Below are 18,307 nucleotides of genomic sequence, written 5' to 3'. Positions count from 1 at the left end.
TATTATTCCCCTGTCCAAACATCTTCATCACGTTGCTGGACGATTGAATTTATGGTGGTTGACTCTTCTTCTTGAAGGTCTAACGCCATGTCCATTGCACGTTTATCATCATGTCGTTTTGAGTAACGTTTCGCACTACTGGAATCTTCACTCCAGCCCATCAATTTTCGCCTATCGGCTTCCGACTTGGCTTCCGTTGTTTTTCCTTCGGCAATGCGTTTATCTGCAAACTCACTGAATTCATCGTTCCACGTATGACGTATCCTATGGGGGTGTACCCTAAAGCCAACCACCTTAGAAATCTCACGAAAAATTTTATTTACCTGAGCCATTGATAAGGCGGTGTTAGTTTGCACCTTATGGTTATGAGTAACGAACAGGTACTCGATATGCTCAGATCCAGTAGCATTAGGACGGTGATGGATAAGGTAGTTTTCATACATATCGGCCAAACGTTTATCCATTGGGACGAATCGCCCCATGGTCTTACCTTCTGGTCTGTGCTTGCGTTTGTCGCTGTAGTCAGTTTGTGAGCGGATCATAACGAAGTAACGACCGTCTTTGTCACGCTTTCTGATATCAGATTGATTGCTGTCCGTTTTTACTCTGATTTTAAGCAGTTCTCCATGGCGACAGCCAATAGCAAAAAACATGTTTACGATAAGTTGATTGCGATATCGAACAGATTCTGATTTCCAAGGATTCTCTGAGGAGTCAGGGTGAACCACATCAAGGACTCGAATTTTTTCAATTGGCTCTAGAGAGCGCCAGTTTCCCCAATCAAGAGCTTCATCACTAGTGCCAAACTTGTCACCCCTCATTTTCTTGAGTTCGATCTCAGCCGTGGAATCTTTAGAGGGAAACAATTCTTCTTCGAGCCAACCAATAAATTGCGCAAACACAGTTAATCGGTTGTATGTTGTGTGGGGGGAGATGTCCCCCTCAGGATTGACGACTAAATTGGCTCTTGCCGTTTCAAGTTTATTTTCCTTGATGCTCATGACATTAGGGGATTTATGTCTCGCAACCATTTCACGGAATGACGCAACTGTAAGCTTTGAGTGTTTCTTAATGTTCTCAAACTCTTTCTTTGTCAGAAAATCACCCGTTTTACATCGTTCAATCAAATCAATATTTTCAAACCGACAAATTTCCTCAAGAAAGCTAAGGTGATCAAAAACACGAGAACAGGTGTTACTTGCTTTTGATTGATTTCGGTAATGCAGGGTGACAAAAAGGTTATGGTAAGGCAGTGGCATACCATCCTCACCTAAAAGAATTGAGTAGCTTTCTCCACTCGCCATTTGAAATACTTTTGTCTTCATTGCGTCCTTAAACCCACTCAAACTTAACAAATACTCAAGGTAACCCCGAACCATAATGTTAGCATAAAAAAAGTTTACAGAAGTTGCAAGACTCACTGTAAACTTTTATCTCAAACCCTTGTTATATTTAATTTAAATAATCAAACTTAACAAAAATAGATCTCGGGTAATTGCTAGAACGGGATATCGTCGTCAAAATCCATTGGTGGCTCATTGTACTGCTGCTGTGGTTGCTGCGGAGCCTGCTGTTGTTGCTGTTGCTGAGGCGCATTGTACTGCTGCTGAGCTGGTTGTTGAGGCTGACCCCATCCACCTTGCTGCTGCTGTTGACCGCCCATTGGTGCGCCGCCACCTTGACCACGACCGCCAAGCATTTGCATCACGCCGTTGAAGCCTTGAACAACGACTTCAGTTGAGTAGCGATCTTGACCGCTTTGGTCTTGCCATTTACGAGTTTGCAGTTGGCCTTCAATGTATACTTGAGAACCTTTACGCAAGTACTCACCTGCTACTTCCGCAAGTTTGCCGAACAACACAACACGGTGCCATTCCGTTTTTTCGCGCTGTTCGCCAGTCGCTTTATCACGCCATGAATCAGAAGTCGCAATAGTAATGTTTGCTACTGCACCGCCGTTCGGCATGTAACGAATTTCAGGGTCGTTACCTAGATTCCCCACCAAAATAACTTTGTTAATTCCACGGCTGGCCATGATGTGCTCCGTTTCACTCTGGATATATAAAATTTTAGCGCATTAGAATAGCACGCTTTAATGTTTTGATTAAAGTCTAATACCATTGTGATCTAATGAGTCACCTACTAGAACCCAAATCGCATTTCAACTTACGCATGTAGCACTTTTGATTCGCGTTGCAGACATCGTTTCGTGAAGCTTTGAATTCGAACGCATTTATTCAGTAAAGCTATGGTTATAACCTCTCTTTAATGCCAACTTATGGCCTTTATTGAACACTGGGAGATTTGAACTCGTGAGAAAGTCGGCTTACGCAAGAAAGCTATTTCTGATCAGTATGGAAGATAATGCGCAAAAAAAGGTGGCAGCACTCGAAAAGTACATTGATATGAGCATCCCGGTGATTTCAACCGAAGCACTCATGGAAGCTAAGCCACAGCATCGTAACAAAATCCTACTGATCGACTTCAGTGAACATAAATCACTCGTTCAATCGATCAAAAACTTACCGCTGGTATGGAAGAACTTTGAAACCGTTGTGTTCAATGTCCCTAAAAGGCTGACCACGGATGAGCTTCTTTCATTTGGTCAATTAAAGGGGCTGTTCTATTCCGAAGATACGCTAGAGCAAATTGGAGAAGGATTAAAAGGCATTGTTAACGGTCAAAACTGGCTGCCGCGTAATGTAACCAGTCAACTTTTACACTATTACCGTAACGTCATTAATACTCATACTGCCCCAGCCACGGTAGACCTAACCATTCGCGAGCTGCAAGTACTGCGTTGCTTGCAAGCTGGCGCATCGAACAGCCAAATGGCCGAGGAATTATTTGTCAGTGAATTCACCATCAAATCGCACTTGTATCAGATATTCAAAAAGCTATCAGTGAAGAATCGCGTTCAGGCTATCGCGTGGGCAGATCAAAACTTAATGTCATGATGCGATGCCGCGACTCTAATGACTGAAATGACGAGTCGCTCATCTTTTTTCCGCACTGAGTCTCACACTTTTTCCTACTTTATTCATGATTCATTGACGACTCTCGTGTTAAAGTTATGCGCAGATTCTTGATAATAACGAGATAGGATATTCCCCCAATGATTAAAAAATGTCTGTTCCCTGCTGCAGGCTATGGCACTCGCTTCTTACCGGCAACGAAATCTATGCCAAAAGAGATGATGCCAGTCGTGAATAAACCGCTTATTGAATACGGCGTTGAAGAAGCAATTCAAGCTGGTATGAACGGCATGTGTATTGTGACAGGTCGTGGCAAACACTCTATCATGGACCACTTTGATAAGAACTACGAACTAGAACACCAGATTAGCGGTACCAATAAAGAAGAGCTATTGGTAGATATCCGTGAAATCATTGAATCTGCAAACTTCACTTACATCCGTCAACGCGAGATGAAAGGCTTAGGCCACGCGATTCTGACCGGGCGTGAACTGGTGGGTGACGAACCATTTGCCGTCGTTCTTGCTGATGACCTTTGTGTCAACGAAGAAGAAGGCGTGCTAGCTCAAATGGTGGCGCTATTTAAACAGTTCCGTTGTTCTATCGTTGCCGTACAAGAAGTCCCAGAAGATGAGACTCACAAATACGGCGTTATCTCTGGTGAAATGATCAAAGATGACATCTACCGCGTAGACGACATGGTAGAAAAACCTGAGAAAGGCACGGCACCAAGCAACCTTGCGATCATTGGTCGCTACATTCTGACCCCTGATATTTTCGAACTGATTGAAAACACAGAGCCAGGTAAAGGTGGTGAAATTCAAATCACTGACGCGCTACTTAAACAAGCAAAAGCGGGCTGTGTCTTGGCTTATAAATTCAAAGGCAAACGCTTTGACTGTGGTAGTGTTGAAGGTTACATCGAAGCAACCAACTACTGTTTTGAAAACCTTTATCTAAAAGATGAAAAAGCCTCTGAGTTAGGTAAACACGCAACACAAAAAGCGGTATAAAGCATCGTCGTAGTACGAAATTATTGTTTCTAAAGCCCGGCATTATGTTGGGCTTTTATTCTTACTGTTTTTTTATCCAGTAATTTTCTTTGCACATTTCTCACACTATGTAATACTTGCCCCACTTGGTTATACATAGAGCAAAAACGATGGATAAAATAGAAGTTCGCGGTGCCCGAACCCATAACCTCAAAGACATTAATCTTACAATCCCTCGCGATAAACTGATTGTCATTACTGGACTAAGTGGCTCCGGTAAATCCTCTCTCGCTTTCGATACATTGTATGCAGAAGGCCAACGACGCTACGTAGAGTCTCTCTCTGCCTACGCTCGTCAGTTTTTGTCTCTGATGGAAAAACCCGATGTCGACCATATTGAAGGGTTATCACCTGCGATTTCTATTGAACAGAAGTCTACTTCTCATAACCCGCGTTCAACCGTCGGTACAATTACCGAAGTGTACGACTACTTACGTCTGTTGTATGCTCGTGTAGGCGAACCACGCTGTCCAACGCACCATGCCCCTCTTGCCGCACAAACCATCAGTCAAATGGTGGACAAAGTTTTGGAGATGCCAGAAGGCAGCAAAATGATGCTGTTGGCCCCTATTGTCAAAGAGCGTAAAGGTGAGCATGTTAAAACGCTTGAGAACCTGGCAGCTCAGGGCTTTATTCGTGCGCGTATTGATGGAGAAACTTGCGATCTTTCAGATCCTCCAACGCTAGAGCTACATAAAAAGCACACCATTGAAGTCGTGGTAGACCGCTTTAAAGTTCGTCCAGACCTGCAACAGCGCTTAGCCGAATCTTTCGAGACAACGCTCGAATTATCAGGCGGAATTGCGGTTGTCGCGCCAATGGATGGAGACGGTGAAGAGATTATTTTCTCCGCCAACTTCGCTTGTCCACAATGTGGTTACAGCATGCAAGAGTTAGAGCCGCGACTTTTCTCATTCAACAACCCTGCTGGTGCATGTGGCACTTGTGATGGTTTGGGTGTGCAGCAATACTTCGATCCAAGCCGAGTAATTCAAGATGATTCATTAAGCTTGGCACAAGGTGCGATTCGCGGTTGGGATCAAAAGAACTACTACTACTTCCAAATGCTCACCTCATTGGCCGATCATTATGGTTTCGATCTCCATGCCCCTTTTAATTCTCTGCCAAAGAAAACGCAAGATGTCATTCTAAAGGGCTCTGGCCGCACTGAGATTGAGTTTAAATACATCAACGATCGTGGCGATATTCGTGTTAAACGCCATCCATTCGAAGGTATTCTGAATACCCTCGAACGTCGTTATCGTGATACAGAATCCAACTCTGTCCGTGAAGAGCTTGCGAAATACATCTCCACTAAATCTTGTTCAAGCTGTGGTGGTACTCGTCTGCGCCTTGAAGCACGTAACGTGTTTATTGCTGATACGACACTGCCTGAGATTGTTGAACTCAGCATTGCTGATGCATTGGAATTCTTCCATTCCTTGAAACTGGAGGGTCAACGCGCCCAAATCGCTGAAAAAGTGATGAAGGAAATCAACGATCGCCTGCAGTTCTTGGTTAACGTTGGTTTGAACTATCTGAACCTGTCTCGCAGCGCCGAAACGCTCTCTGGTGGTGAAGCTCAACGTATTCGCTTAGCCAGCCAAATTGGTGCGGGTCTTGTTGGTGTGATGTATGTTCTGGACGAACCGTCGATTGGTCTCCACCAGCGAGATAATGAACGCTTATTAAAAACGCTTACTCATTTGCGCGATTTGGGGAATACCGTACTCGTGGTAGAACACGATGAAGATGCTATTCGCTGTGCGGATCATGTCATAGATATCGGTCCTGGCGCTGGCGTACACGGTGGTAATGTTGTCGCGGAAGGCACCATGGAAGAGATAATCGCAAATCCGAATTCTCTGACAGGTCAGTACTTAAGTGGCGTTAAAGAAATCGCAGTACCGAAAGATCGCACGCCGCGTGATCCGAAAAAAACGGTTGAGCTCTTAGGCGCAACAGGTAATAACCTTAAGAACGTTAACCTCTCTATTCCTGTTGGGTTATTCAGCTGTATTACAGGGGTATCTGGCTCAGGTAAATCAACGCTGATTAATGATACTTTCTTTAAAATTGCTCACACCCAACTCAACGGAGCAACAACGGCTCAACCTTCACCTTATAAATCGATTAAAGGCCTAGAGCACTTCGACAAGGTTATCGATATCGATCAAAGCCCAATTGGTCGTACACCTCGCTCTAACCCTGCAACCTATACGGGGATCTTTACCCCAATCCGTGAACTGTTTGCAGGCACACAAGAGTCGCGTTCTCGCGGTTACAAGCCTGGACGTTTTAGCTTTAACGTACGCGGTGGTCGTTGTGAGGCCTGTCAGGGTGATGGTGTCATTAAAGTTGAAATGCATTTCCTACCAGATGTTTATGTGCCATGTGATGTATGTAAAGGTAAGCGCTACAACCGTGAAACACTTGAAGTACGTTACAAAGGCAAAACCATTGATGAAGTGCTAGAAATGACGGTCGAAGACGCCCGAACGTTCTTTGAACCCGTACCTGCTATAGCACGTAAGCTACAGACTCTAATGGATGTTGGCTTGTCTTACATTCGCCTAGGTCAAGCGGCAACGACACTCTCCGGTGGTGAAGCTCAGCGTGTGAAACTAGCGAGAGAGCTATCCAAGCGTGATACAGGAAAAACCTTGTACATTTTGGATGAACCAACAACCGGCCTGCACTTCCATGATATCCAGCAGTTGCTCACTGTATTGCACAGACTTCGCGACCACGGAAATACTGTCGTGGTGATCGAGCATAACCTAGATGTCATTAAGACTGCGGACTGGATTATCGATCTAGGACCTGAAGGGGGACAGGGTGGAGGCGAGATAATCGCTCAAGGCACACCGGAAGATGTGTCGCAAATCGAGGGCTCGCACACAGCTCACTTCCTTAAGCCTATGTTGAAGTAGAAAAAACAGGTAAAGTACCGAGACCAGCAAGTGCTGGTCTTTTTTCATTCAAAACAACGCAATAACTATGGCTACTATACATGTAAGTGGAACAAAGCTTTCTCCCGAAAAAGTACAGGTTCCCCTCAATCGCAAGTTTCTCATTGCCTTGGCAACACTATTTGTGTTGGCAATGCACTTTTTCATGCCCAACCCCGGCGGTTCAGGGCTTTCACTTTCCTTCAATGCGACAACTTGGATTGCTTTTAGCTTTGCATTAGGCATTGGGTGCTACCAACTCGCGAATAATCGAGCGCTACGTTACTCAAAATTAACCATCGGCTTGTTCATTAGTGCTCTTATCATGACGGTGCCCGTTCTGTACCCAAATGCGAATAGCAGTTTGGCAGCCAACAAGCTCATTGGTCTGTGGTGTGGCGTCCTGTTTTTTATTGTCTTACAACAATTTCATTTCAGTAATAAACATCGCCAACGCCTGTTATGGTTCATTGTCCTTGCGGTTGTTATCGAAGCCATTTTGGGTCTGACACAATATCTGTATCTCAAACCAGGCAATCCGTTTGGCTACGACACGATGGCCAATCGTCCTTATGGTATTTTCCAACAGCCTAATGTAATGGCCAGTTTTCTTGCGACAGGATTGGTGATTGCCAGCTATTTACTTGCACGTCAGCCTTACAAATACGACCGTAAGTTAAGCGATGTTTATCTTCTCTATGCCGTGCCAGTTTTAACCTTACCATTGATTGTGGCGTTGGCTTCACGCACTGGTTGGTTAGCATCGATCATCGCCGTGTTGTTGGTCATCCCATACATGTATCGCTTTGCAACCAAAGGGCGCTTTATCCGCTGGGTTACGTCGCTTGTCACAGGGCTCGCACTCTCAATTGTTGTCATGTATCTTGCCTTTCCTGATGGAAGTGGGTTAGCCGCAGAAAAAGTAAACATGGAGTCTCCTCGAGCGTATACTTTTCCGCAAACATTAGACATGGTGATTGAAAAGCCTTTTACTGGCTATGGATATGGCAAGTTTGAATCTGAGTACATGCTGTATACGGCTCGTCAACATGCCCTAAATGAGAATTACCCAGCTGGTTTGCCAGCCATGGATCATCCGCATAACGAGCTACTTTACTGGGGAGTAGAAGGTGGTTTGCTGCCAATACTCGGCATCTTCTTAGCGATGGCACTGGTACTGTATCGAATCTATCAAGCCAAACGCGGAACTCGTCTTGCGTTGCTGGCCTTGTTTATACCTATCGTATTGCACTCGCAACTGGAATACCCTTTCTACCACTCTCTCGTGCATTGGTTGATCTTCGTTATCCTGCTGTACTGGGTAGATCAGCGCGTCTCTCGTTATCGACAAGTCGGCTTTAGTAATGTGACCAAAAGCTTGCTGCGAGTCTTTAGTTTGGTAATTCCCGTTGCATTTACGTTTTACATGGTAAGCGCATTGCATACAAACTATGTATTGACGAAGTTTGAGACCACTAGGCCAACTAACCCTGATATTCTGAATCAAGTCAGTAACCCTGTAGTTTGGAAAGACAGGTTTGATTGGGATGTCTATAGCACGTTTTTAAACATAGGGCTGTACCAACAAGACGCAACCTTGATTCAGCCTTATATCGATTGGTCGCTAAAAATCATCAAAGATAAGCCTCGCCCTGCATTTTATAATAATTTGATTTTGGCCTACCAAGGCTTAGATGACTCAAGTAAAGCAGAGCAAATTCGAGCTGAAGCACAGTTTTTGTTCCCGAAGATTGATTTCAGTGACGTCAATTACCAACCACCGTCTCAAGCAATCTCTGCCTCACCAGCACCCACTTCAAGTGCAGAGTAATAAGTACAAAAAAGCGAAGGGATGACCTTCGCTTTTCTTTATCTCATTGCGGTATAGCTTTATTCAGTGAGTGACTCTTCTAACGCTTTTAAGCACAGTGCAACGTTTTCAGGTCGAGCGCCGTAACCCATTAAGCCAATACGCCACGCTTTACCAGCTAATGCCCCGAGGCCTGCACCAATTTCTAGGTTATAGGTTTCTAGCAAGTGAGCACGAACTTTTGCTTCATCAATTCCTTCAGGCACGTAAATCGCATTTAATTGCGGCAAACGATGGGCTTCGTCCACAACAAATTCAAAGCCTAACTTTTGTAGGCCATTTTTGAGTTTTTCATGCATCAGTTGGTGACGAGCCCAAGCGTTTTCTAAGCCTTCATTTTTCAGTATCAATAAAGCTTCATGAAGCGCATACAAGCTATTAACTGGCGCCGTATGATGGTAACTACGCTTACCTTCTCCACTCCAATACCCCAAAACTAAACTCTGATCGAGGAACCAACTCTGTACTGGTGTTGTTCTTGCTTGAATCTTTTCAATCGCGGCAGGAGAAAACGTCACTGGTGAGAGCCCTGATACACATGACAAACATTTTTGACTGCCAGAGTAAACCGCATCCAGTTGCCATTCATCCACTTTTAACGGCACACCACCAAGTGACGTCACCGCATCAACAATAGATAATGCATTATGCTGTTTCGCCAGATTACCCAATACTTGAGCATCACTGACTGCACCAGTTGAGGTTTCCGCATGCACAAAAGCAAGAATTTTTGTATCTGGGTGCTGTTCGAGTGCTTGCTCAACTTTATCAATGGAAACAGGCATCCCCCATTCATCATCGACGATAACAACTTCACCACCAGCACGGACGACATTTTCGCGCATGCGTTCACCAAATACACCGTTACGGCAGACGATCACTTTGTCGCCTTTCTCGATCAAGTTTACAAAGCAGGTTTCCATCCCTGCACTACCAGGAGCTGAAACCGCAATAGTGAACTCATTGTCAGTTTGAAAGGCATACTTCAATAGCTGCTTGAGCTCATCCATCATACCGATAAACAGAGGATCAAGGTGACCTACAGTAGGACGACTTAGTGCTTGTAACACTTGAGGATAAATATCAGAAGGACCAGGTCCCATTAAAATACGGTGAGGTGGAATAAAGCTTTGGATCGACATGTCAGCTCCTTGATTATCTTTTATCCTGAGCATTCTAAAAGTTCTATTCAATAACATGGCTCAGGTGTAGGGTTCTTCACCCTAATAGATTTTTCCTCTATCAGCAATTAGCCGTAAGTATGGAGGTCAAACCAGTGTCACAAAATCGTTAATAAAAAACACCATAAAGGTTGAAATATTGATTGACATTAAGGCCTCAAAACCGTTCAATGTTTGAGCTTTATGTAGAAGAGGAGCGCTACCCAGGTAGATGATTTGTGGAACCGCAATTCCAACACCAATCATTGAGGGGGAGTAGTGCCGAGGTAAGTCAACGTTGCAGGATTTGACTTGTCGGTTGAATTGGGCTGAATCCCATCAACTGTCATCAGCGCAGTCTGATGAAGGGCTTCTGAGGGTAAATTTTTCAAATAGCATTCTAAATACCTCTCTTTTTGCTCTGTTCCTTTTCTCACTAAACATTGGATGTACAATTTTTTAGGAAGTCGTGGGAGAACGCAGTGAGCGCATTTAACGTAGCTAAATTCGGTGGAACCAGTGTTGCCAACTTTGAGGCAATGAGTCGTTGTGCCACCATTATCGAAAACAATCCAAATACTCGCCTGGTCGTGAGCAGCGCTTGCTCTGGCGTCACCAACCTGTTGGTAGAACTCGCCAATGGTGTACAGGATCAAACGCACCGTACTGAACTGCTGCAAAATCTGGCCAACATTCATGACGCCATTTTAACTCAGCTCGAAGACAGCACGAAAACTGCTGCCGAGGTGTATGGCATATTAGATACCGTAACCAGCCTGGCCGAGGCTGCATCTATCCAAGCTAGTGCGAAGTTAACCGATCATTTAGTCGCATGTGGTGAACTCATGTCGACGCACATTCTAACTCAGTTAATGTGTGAGCGAGGCATTCAAGCAGTGCGCTTTGATATCCGCGATGTGCTGCGTACTGATGACAACTTTGGTCGCGCGGAGCCAAACATTGAAGCAATTTCGAGGCTTGCGCAAGATAAACTCGTACCACTTTGCCAACAATCCGTTGTTGTTACTCAAGGCTTCATAGGATCTGACGAAGCCGGTAATACAACAACACTAGGTCGAGGAGGCAGCGATTACAGCGCCGCCTTAATTGCTGAGAGCGTCAAAGCGGCAGGGTTAGAAATCTGGACTGATGTTCCAGGCATCTACACAACAGACCCGCGAATTGCGCCAAAAGCCTCACCAATTCCCGAGATCAGCTTTAGTGAAGCTTCAGAAATGGCTAACTTTGGCGCTAAAATCCTTCACCCTTCTACGCTAGTACCCGCATTGCGCCACGACATTCCGGTATTTGTAGGGTCATCGAAAGAGCCAGAAAAAGGGGGAACTTGGATTCGCCACCAAGTCGAAAGCTCACCGTTGTTCCGTGCGCTAGCTTTGCGTTGTAACCAAACCATGGTAACGCTACGCAGCGCCAACATGTTCCACGCATACGGCTTCTTAGCAAAGGTCTTTGAGATCCTTGCAAAGCATAAGATCTCTGTCGATTTGATCACGACATCAGAAATCAGTGTATCGTTAACACTTGATCAAACTGATACCTCTGGCGGAGCACCACAGCTGCCGCAAGCTGTACGAGAAGAGTTAGAAGAGTTATGTAAGGTAGAAGTTGAACATGACCTATGCCTCGTTGCTCTCATTGGTAACAACATGAGTGAGAGTAAAGGCTACGCGAAACAGGTTTTTGGCACGCTAGAAGACTTTAACCTACGCATGATTTGTTATGGCGCTAGCCCTCACAACTTATGCTTTTTGCTCCATGAATCGGTATCGAAACAAGCCATACAAAAACTCCACACCGAGTTGTTCGAGAAGTAAGTTCAACTCAATAAAACAAAGGGCTGCGTATCTGCAGCCCTTTGCTGTTTCAATAGTTGTTACATTTGAACGAGGTAAACATCAATTTAACCGTTAATGTTTGGCCCTAACCATTTTTCAGCCTCGATCCTATCCCACCCTTTGCGATCGGCGTAGCTCTCTAGCTGATCTTCTTGGATCTGTGCGATCGCAAAGTAACGTGAGTCAGGATGAGAGAAATACCAACCAGAGACTGACGCGCCCGGATACATTGCATAGCTGGAGGTTAGAGTCATGCCAATATTCTCTTCCACATTAAGTAGCTCCCAAAGCGGTCCTTTTTCAGTATGCTCAGGGCACGCTGGATAACCCGGCGCAGGGCGAATACCTTGGTATTTTTCACGAATGAGATCATTGTTAGATAAATCTTCATCCGCAGCATAACCCCAAATTTCTTTACGGACACGCTCATGCAAATACTCAGCAAACGCTTCGGCTAGGCGATCCGCCACCGCTTGAATCATAATTGCGTTGTAATCATCTCCCTGTGCTTTGTATTCATCAGCAAGCTCTCGTTCACCAATACCACCAGTGACAGCAAATGCCCCTATCCAATCATGTTTACCCGACTCTTCAGGTGCGATGTAGTCAGATAAACAATAGTTGAATCCTTTTGGTTTCTCGGTCTGTTGACGCAAGTTACGCAGTACTTTCACAACGTCGGTACGAGTTTCATCAGCATAAACTTCAATGTCGTCCCCCACGCTCGCAGCAGGGAATAAGCCACACATTCCACGCGCTTTTAACAGGCCTTCTCGCTCAACTCGATCAAGTAACTCGTTGGCATCTTCGAATAAACGTTTTGCTTCTTCACCAACTTCTTCATGTTGGAAAATTGTTGGATACTTACCCACAAGTGACCAAGTCATAAAGAATGGTGTCCAATCGATGTATTGACGTAATATAGCCACATCAAAATCATCGAAGATATGAATACCAGGCTTAACAGGCACTGGAGGAGTGTAAGCTTCCCAATCGATCGCAACTTTATTCGCTCGAGCCGCTTCTAATGTCACTGGTTTGGTTCTCGGTTTCTTTCGATTATGTTGATCACGTACTCGTTCGTAATCAGCTTCAAGTTTTTCAACAAATTCAGGGCGACGTTCATCTGACAATAGAGAAGTACATACGCCCACCGCACGTGAGGCGTTATTCACGTAAACAACTGGATGCTTGTAATTTTGCTCAATCTTTACTGCTGTATGGGCTTTTGACGTTGTTGCGCCACCGATGAGAAGAGGTAAGTTAAAGTCGAGACGCTCCATTTCTTTTGCAACATGCACCATTTCGTCTAATGAAGGCGTGATCAACCCTGACAAACCAATAATATCGACGTTCTCTTCTTGCGCTACTTTTAAGATCTTTTCGCAAGGAACCATGACACCAAGATCGATAATTTCGTAGTTATTGCACTGCAATACAACGCCAACGATATTTTTCCCGATATCGTGTACATCACCTTTGACCGTCGCTAGCAAGATCTTACCGTTTGTTTGTCCCACCTGCTTTTCTGCATTGATGTAGGGCTCGAGATGCGCTACTGCTTGCTTCATCACTCGGGCAGATTTTACGACCTGAGGAAGGAACATTTTACCTTCACCAAACAAGTCTCCGACGACGTTCATCCCATCCATGAGTGGGCCTTCAATCACCTCTAATGGCTTTGAAGCGTTGACACGAGCCTCTTCGGTATCATCAACGATAAACTCGGTTATTCCTTTCACTAGCGCGTGCTCTAAACGCTTTTCAACAGGCCAAGTTCGCCATTCAAGTGCAGAGGCATCCTCCTCTTTACCGACTCCTTTGCCTGCATATTCCGCCGCAATATCTAACAACCTCTCAGTGGCATCATCACGACGGTTAAGAACGACATCTTCCACAGCCTCACGCAGTGTTTCAGGCACGTTGTCATAGATTTCTAACTGACCCGCATTCACAATCCCCATATCCATGCCATTCTTAAAGCAGTGGTAGAGGAATACGGCATGAATCGCTTCACGCACATAGTTATTCCCTCGGAAAGAAAATGAGACGTTAGAAACACCACCCGAGATCATCGCGTGTGGTAAATCACGTTTGATATCGCCAACGGCTTCAATGAAATCCACCGCGTAGTTATTATGCTCCTCGATACCCGTAGCAATGGCAAAAATGTTTGGGTCAAATATGATGTCTTCTGGTGGAAAGCCCACTTCATCAACGAGAATTCGGTAAGCGTTGGTACAAATTTCCACTTTGCGCTCACGTGTATCTGCTTGCCCTATCTCATCAAACGCCATCACAATCACAGCCGCACCGTAACGGCGGATCAACTTAGCTTGTTCAACGAATTTCTCTTTACCTTCTTTGAGAGAGATCGAGTTAACAATGCCTTTGCCTTGGATGCACTTAAGACCGGCTTCAATAACCTCCCACTTGGAAGAGTCGACCATGATTGGTACTTTTGAGATTTCAGGTTCTGACGCACAAAGGTTTAAAAATCGAACCATACAAGCTTGTGCATCCAACATGCCTTCATCCATGTTGATATCGATAATTTGAGCGCCATTTTCAACTTGTTGACGAGCCACATCGAGCGCTTCATCGTACAGTTCTTCTTTAATCAAGCGCTTAAAACGCGCAGAGCCAGTTACATTCGTACGCTCACCGACATTGATGAATAAAGAGTCTTTATCAATGGCGAGCGGCTCTAAGCCAGACAAGCGACAAGCAACGGGAAGGTCAGGCAATTGACGAGGGGCGACATTTTCAACCGCGAGTGCCATTTGGCGAATGTGCTCTGGAGTTGTGCCACAACACCCACCAATCAAGTTTAAAAAGCCACTTTGAGCCCACTCTTGAACATGCTTAGCCATATCTTCTGGCGATAAATCGTATTCGCCGAATGCATTCGGAAGCCCGGCATTTGGGTGAGCGGAAACAAAAGATTCTGATATACGCGAAAGCTCTTCAACATAAGGACGAAGCTCATCTGGGCCCAGCGCACAGTTCAAACCAAACGAAATCGGTTTAACATGACGTAATGAGTTGTAAAACGCTTCTGTAGTTTGACCTGATAATGTTCTACCGGAAGCATCGGTAATAGTCCCCGAGATCATCACTGGTAACTCAATACCCATCTCTTCAAACACACTTTCAACAGCAAATGAACAAGCCTTAGCGTTAAGAGTATCGAAGATGGTCTCGATAAGAATAAGGTCAGAACCACCTTTAATCAGCGCTCGAGTCGATTCAGAGTAAGCCTCAACTAACTCGTCGAAAGAAACATTTCGATATCCAGGGTCGTTTACATCAGGAGAGATAGAACAAGTGCGGTTCGTAGGCCCTAAAACCCCTGCGACATAACGCGGTTTATCGGGTGTTTTTGCGGTCCATTCGTCTGCAACTTCACGTGCAAGCTTGGCAGCAGCAAAGTTAATTTCTTCACTTAGGCTTTCCATCTCGTAGTCAGCCATCGCAATGGTTGTTGCGTTAAACGTGTTGGTTTCGAGAATATCTGCACCCGCTTCTAAATATGCAGCGTGAATTTCCTTGATAAGTTGAGGCTGACTTAGAACCAACAGGTCGTTGTTACCTTTTAGATCACAATGCCAATCCGCAAAGCGCGTTCCTCGATAGTCTTGCTCTTCAAGTTTGTATCCCTGAATCATGGTTCCCATACCACCATCAATCAAAAGAATACGTTGCTTCAATTGAGCTTCAATCTGTTGTCTTACGTTACTTCCCACAGTACAGCCTCATTCCTTTAGTTATCTTTCCATCCTATCACACAAACTTCAGGAGTCTAGACGTCTAAACGTGGAATTAATGATTATTTTATCTCCTTCTTAACTTACAAAATAATCGCGAAAAAATGTTTGCTATTTAAGCAGCATCAGTCGAGAATCCCATTCATAAAATGTTACAAATAGAGAGCTCTATGTCGGTCTATCATACTTTATGTTTTCTATCCGCAGCTGCAATGCTAATTGCTTTTGTAAACAGCAAGATAGGAAAGATGCAAACCACCATTGCGATTACCGCAGGTTCAATGGTGCTTTCACTTCTAATCTTAATTGCGGGTCAAAACAACTGGTTCCATCTCACCGAAATTGCGACGGAGACGGTCACAAGGATCAACTTCGAAGATTTCTTGCTCAAAGGCATTCTTGGCTTCTTACTATTTGCGGGTGGATTAGGCATCAAACTCCCGAACCTTAAAGATCAAAAATGGGAAATTACCGTTTTGGCTCTCGGAGCCACCCTGTTTTCCACTTTCTTTATCGGGTTTGCGCTCTACGGATTCTGTCAGTTAATTGGCATCCAATTTGATTTAGTCTACTGCTTACTTTTCGGTGCACTTATATCGCCAACTGACCCAATCGCTGTACTGGCTATAGTTAAAAAGCTCGATGCTCCCAAACGTATCTCCACCCAGATTGAAGGAGAGTCGCTCTTCAATGACGGCTTCGGTTTGGTTATCTTTGTCACTCTATTTACGATTGCATTTGGTACTGAGGCACCAACTGTAGGTAGTGTCACCTTACTCTTCATCCAAGAAGCTATCGGTGGTATCACTTATGGTTTCGTACTCGGTTTGCTATTCCACTACTTAATCAGTGCCACCGATGATCACTCAATGGAGTTATTACTTACCATTGGTGTCCCAACGGCAGGTTACGCATTTGCTGAATACATCCATGTATCAGGACCATTAGCGATGGTTGTATCTGGTATTATGATTGGCAACTGGACACGTTTTATTGGCTTTTCGAAAGAGAGTGAAGACCACCTTGACCACTTTTGGGAGCTCGTCGATGAGTTCTTGAATGGCGTGTTATTCCTACTGATCGGTATGTCGATGCTGCTATTTGAATTCCACAAAGAAGACTGGATCATGATGGCTATATCAGTCCCTCTTGTACTAGCAGCTCGCTATCTAAGCGTATTTCTCTCGTACATTGGCTTTAAGCGTTACAGAAAATATAACCCGTGGTCAGTACGTATTTTGACGTGGGGCGGCTTACGCGGGGGCCTTGCATTGGCAATGGCACTTTCCATTCCATCAGGTATTTGGGTGATTCAAGATAAGTTAATCGATGTAAAAGAGATTATTCTTGTAATGACCTACTCCGTCGTTGTTTTCTCTATCCTCATTCAAGGCTCAACAATCACCCCAATGATTGAAAAAGCAAAAGATGAAGAGAAGAAAATGGAAGAGAACAACCAAGCAATAACCACTCCAGAGCATACGGAGCCAGTGGACTCTTAAAGACACGTAACTTAATAGATGAAAAAGCAGCTATCTAGCTGCTTTTTTTATATCTAATCTTCGGACTCCCCTTCAAGAACAAAACGCTTGTTACTCTTTGATATACAGTTAAATATCCGAATAATCGTCACGCTACGGTTTCATAGATACTAACTATTGCCGATAGATAGTATCCATAGAGGGAGTCTTTTAGTTTAAGCATTTTCATCATCACTTCCCTTCCCTTGGCAATATAGGCTCCCTGTAAACACCACAGCTAAACTTCCACAACACTTAACAATGAGCGACTTTGTATTTGTATAGAGAAAGAAGCATTTAGAATGATTGCGAGATCACTCCCCCAAACGGGCTTGAAATCCCACCAAACTAAGGTCTGAGCCAGCACTCAGGTTGATCAAGCCCTTAGCAGAAGTTTAGAGTCCTCATACTTGATCTCAGCGACACTGAACTTATATTCAAAGTTGTTAGATAGAAACAAAGCGACACCTCGAACGACTAAGTTCTGTCACATAGCTAGATATTTCTAATATGTTATAGAGGAATCTTTGGTAAGCACGTGCTGGTGCTCAAAACGAGATCTCGAGACTGTCATCAACTAGTTCATGACAGGGCTTAGAAAGCATCGCGAGAGAGGAGCATGCCTCTCGATGCAAGATTTCAATATGGAAATGGGGTTAAGGGATGTCGAGTAACCAAAACGAAAAAAGCCCCAGTCTTTCGACTGAGGCTTAATATAAGTGGCGGAGTGGACGGGACTCGAACCCGCGACCCCCGGCGTGACAGGCCGGTATTCTAACCAACTGAACTACCACTCCGCAGTGGTATCACTCGCTTGTAATCAGCAAGTGTCCAAAATTTAAAGCCTGGCGATGTCCTACTCTCACATGGGGAAGCCCCACACTACCATCGGCGCTATTTCGTTTCACTTCTGAGTTCGGCATGGAAGTCAGGTGGGTCCAAAACGCTATGGTCGCCAAGCAAATTCTTTATCAATTTGCTCGTAAATTCAAACGCACTTTAGTGCGGCCCTTTAGGGTGAGATTTGCTTACAAATCGAATAATTCGGAAAGCTGTTTTTTTTAATTCTCGTTCTTACACATTCAACGTTCTTTCATTGAGTCCATCAAAACCCCTTGGGTGTTGTATGGTTAAGCCTCACGGGCAATTAGTACAG

At 44.6% G+C, this 18,307-nt stretch carries 10 protein-coding genes, 1 tRNA gene, 1 rRNA gene and 1 riboswitch; of the genes, 6 read left to right on the top strand and 6 right to left on the bottom strand.

Annotated features, from left to right (window positions below; translation table 11 throughout):
• Positions 1–2: 2 nt before the first annotated feature.
• Both B7360_RS22555 and B7360_RS22550 read right to left on the bottom strand, forming a co-directional pair.
• Positions 3–1,325 carry a site-specific integrase gene (locus B7360_RS22555; protein WP_085344678.1) on the bottom strand — a complete coding sequence of 441 codons (1,323 nt, stop codon included), beginning with the start codon at positions 1,323–1,325 and terminating at the stop codon, positions 3–5.
• A 173-nt stretch (positions 1,326–1,498) separates the two neighbouring features.
• Complete coding sequence (locus B7360_RS22550; RefSeq protein ID WP_012841367.1) at positions 1,499–2,035, bottom strand: single-stranded DNA-binding protein; 537 nt, start codon at positions 2,033–2,035, stop codon at positions 1,499–1,501.
• Between the two features lie 277 nt (positions 2,036–2,312).
• Here B7360_RS22550 and B7360_RS22545 point away from each other — a divergent pair, with 277 nt between their 5' ends.
• The 4 genes from B7360_RS22545 to B7360_RS22530 all read left to right on the top strand — a co-directional run bounded on the left by B7360_RS22545 (position 2,313) and on the right by B7360_RS22530 (position 8,809).
• Entirely contained in the window at positions 2,313–2,957 is a 645-nt protein-coding gene (locus B7360_RS22545) for a LuxR C-terminal-related transcriptional regulator (RefSeq protein ID WP_005397417.1), read from the top strand.
• Positions 2,958–3,115: 158 nt separating this feature from the next.
• Positions 3,116–3,988, top strand: a complete 873-nt coding sequence (gene galU, locus B7360_RS22540) for a UTP--glucose-1-phosphate uridylyltransferase GalU (RefSeq protein WP_005397418.1) — start codon at positions 3,116–3,118, stop codon at positions 3,986–3,988.
• A 149-nt stretch (positions 3,989–4,137) separates the two neighbouring features.
• The gene (gene uvrA / locus B7360_RS22535; protein WP_053809097.1) at positions 4,138–6,960 is read left to right on the top strand and encodes an excinuclease ABC subunit UvrA; all 2,823 of its coding nucleotides are present in this window, start codon (positions 4,138–4,140) and stop codon (positions 6,958–6,960) included.
• Between the two features lie 67 nt (positions 6,961–7,027).
• Complete coding sequence (locus B7360_RS22530; protein WP_085344677.1) at positions 7,028–8,809, top strand: PglL family O-oligosaccharyltransferase; 1,782 nt, start codon at positions 7,028–7,030, stop codon at positions 8,807–8,809.
• 59 nt (positions 8,810–8,868) lie between these two features.
• On the opposite strand, the gene B7360_RS22525 is transcribed toward B7360_RS22530, so the two are convergent.
• Positions 8,869–9,990 carry an alanine--glyoxylate aminotransferase family protein gene (locus B7360_RS22525; RefSeq protein ID WP_085344676.1) on the bottom strand — a complete coding sequence of 374 codons (1,122 nt, stop codon included), beginning with the start codon at positions 9,988–9,990 and terminating at the stop codon, positions 8,869–8,871.
• Between the two features lie 220 nt (positions 9,991–10,210).
• Positions 10,211–10,389: riboswitch (Lysine riboswitch) on the top strand.
• A 101-nt stretch (positions 10,390–10,490) separates the two neighbouring features.
• Here B7360_RS22525 and lysC point away from each other — a divergent pair.
• Positions 10,491–11,843, top strand: a complete 1,353-nt coding sequence (lysC, locus tag B7360_RS22515) for a lysine-sensitive aspartokinase 3 (RefSeq protein WP_085344675.1) — start codon at positions 10,491–10,493, stop codon at positions 11,841–11,843.
• A gap of 86 nt (positions 11,844–11,929) precedes the next feature.
• Here lysC and metH read toward each other — a convergent pair whose 3' ends face one another.
• Complete coding sequence (gene metH / locus B7360_RS22510) at positions 11,930–15,610, bottom strand: methionine synthase (RefSeq protein WP_085344674.1); 3,681 nt, start codon at positions 15,608–15,610, stop codon at positions 11,930–11,932.
• A 191-nt stretch (positions 15,611–15,801) separates the two neighbouring features.
• Here metH and B7360_RS22505 point away from each other — a divergent pair, with 191 nt between their 5' ends.
• Positions 15,802–17,133 carry a sodium:proton antiporter gene (locus tag B7360_RS22505; RefSeq protein ID WP_041852885.1) on the top strand — a complete coding sequence of 444 codons (1,332 nt, stop codon included), beginning with the start codon at positions 15,802–15,804 and terminating at the stop codon, positions 17,131–17,133.
• 738 nt (positions 17,134–17,871) lie between these two features.
• On the opposite strand, the gene B7360_RS22500 is transcribed toward B7360_RS22505, so the two are convergent.
• Together B7360_RS22500 and rrf are read right to left on the bottom strand one after the other, a co-directional pair.
• Positions 17,872–17,948, bottom strand: a tRNA-Asp gene (locus B7360_RS22500).
• Positions 17,949–17,994: 46 nt separating this feature from the next.
• Positions 17,995–18,111: ribosomal RNA gene (gene rrf / locus B7360_RS22495) — 5S ribosomal RNA — on the bottom strand.
• Positions 18,112–18,307 lie beyond the last annotated feature (196 nt).

Source organism: Vibrio sp. ArtGut-C1 (genome assembly GCF_002105475.1).
GTDB lineage: Bacteria > Pseudomonadota > Gammaproteobacteria > Enterobacterales > Vibrionaceae > Vibrio > Vibrio diabolicus.
The sequence above is the reverse complement of the archived record's forward strand: the minus strand, read 5'-3'. Positions and strand labels throughout refer to the sequence as shown.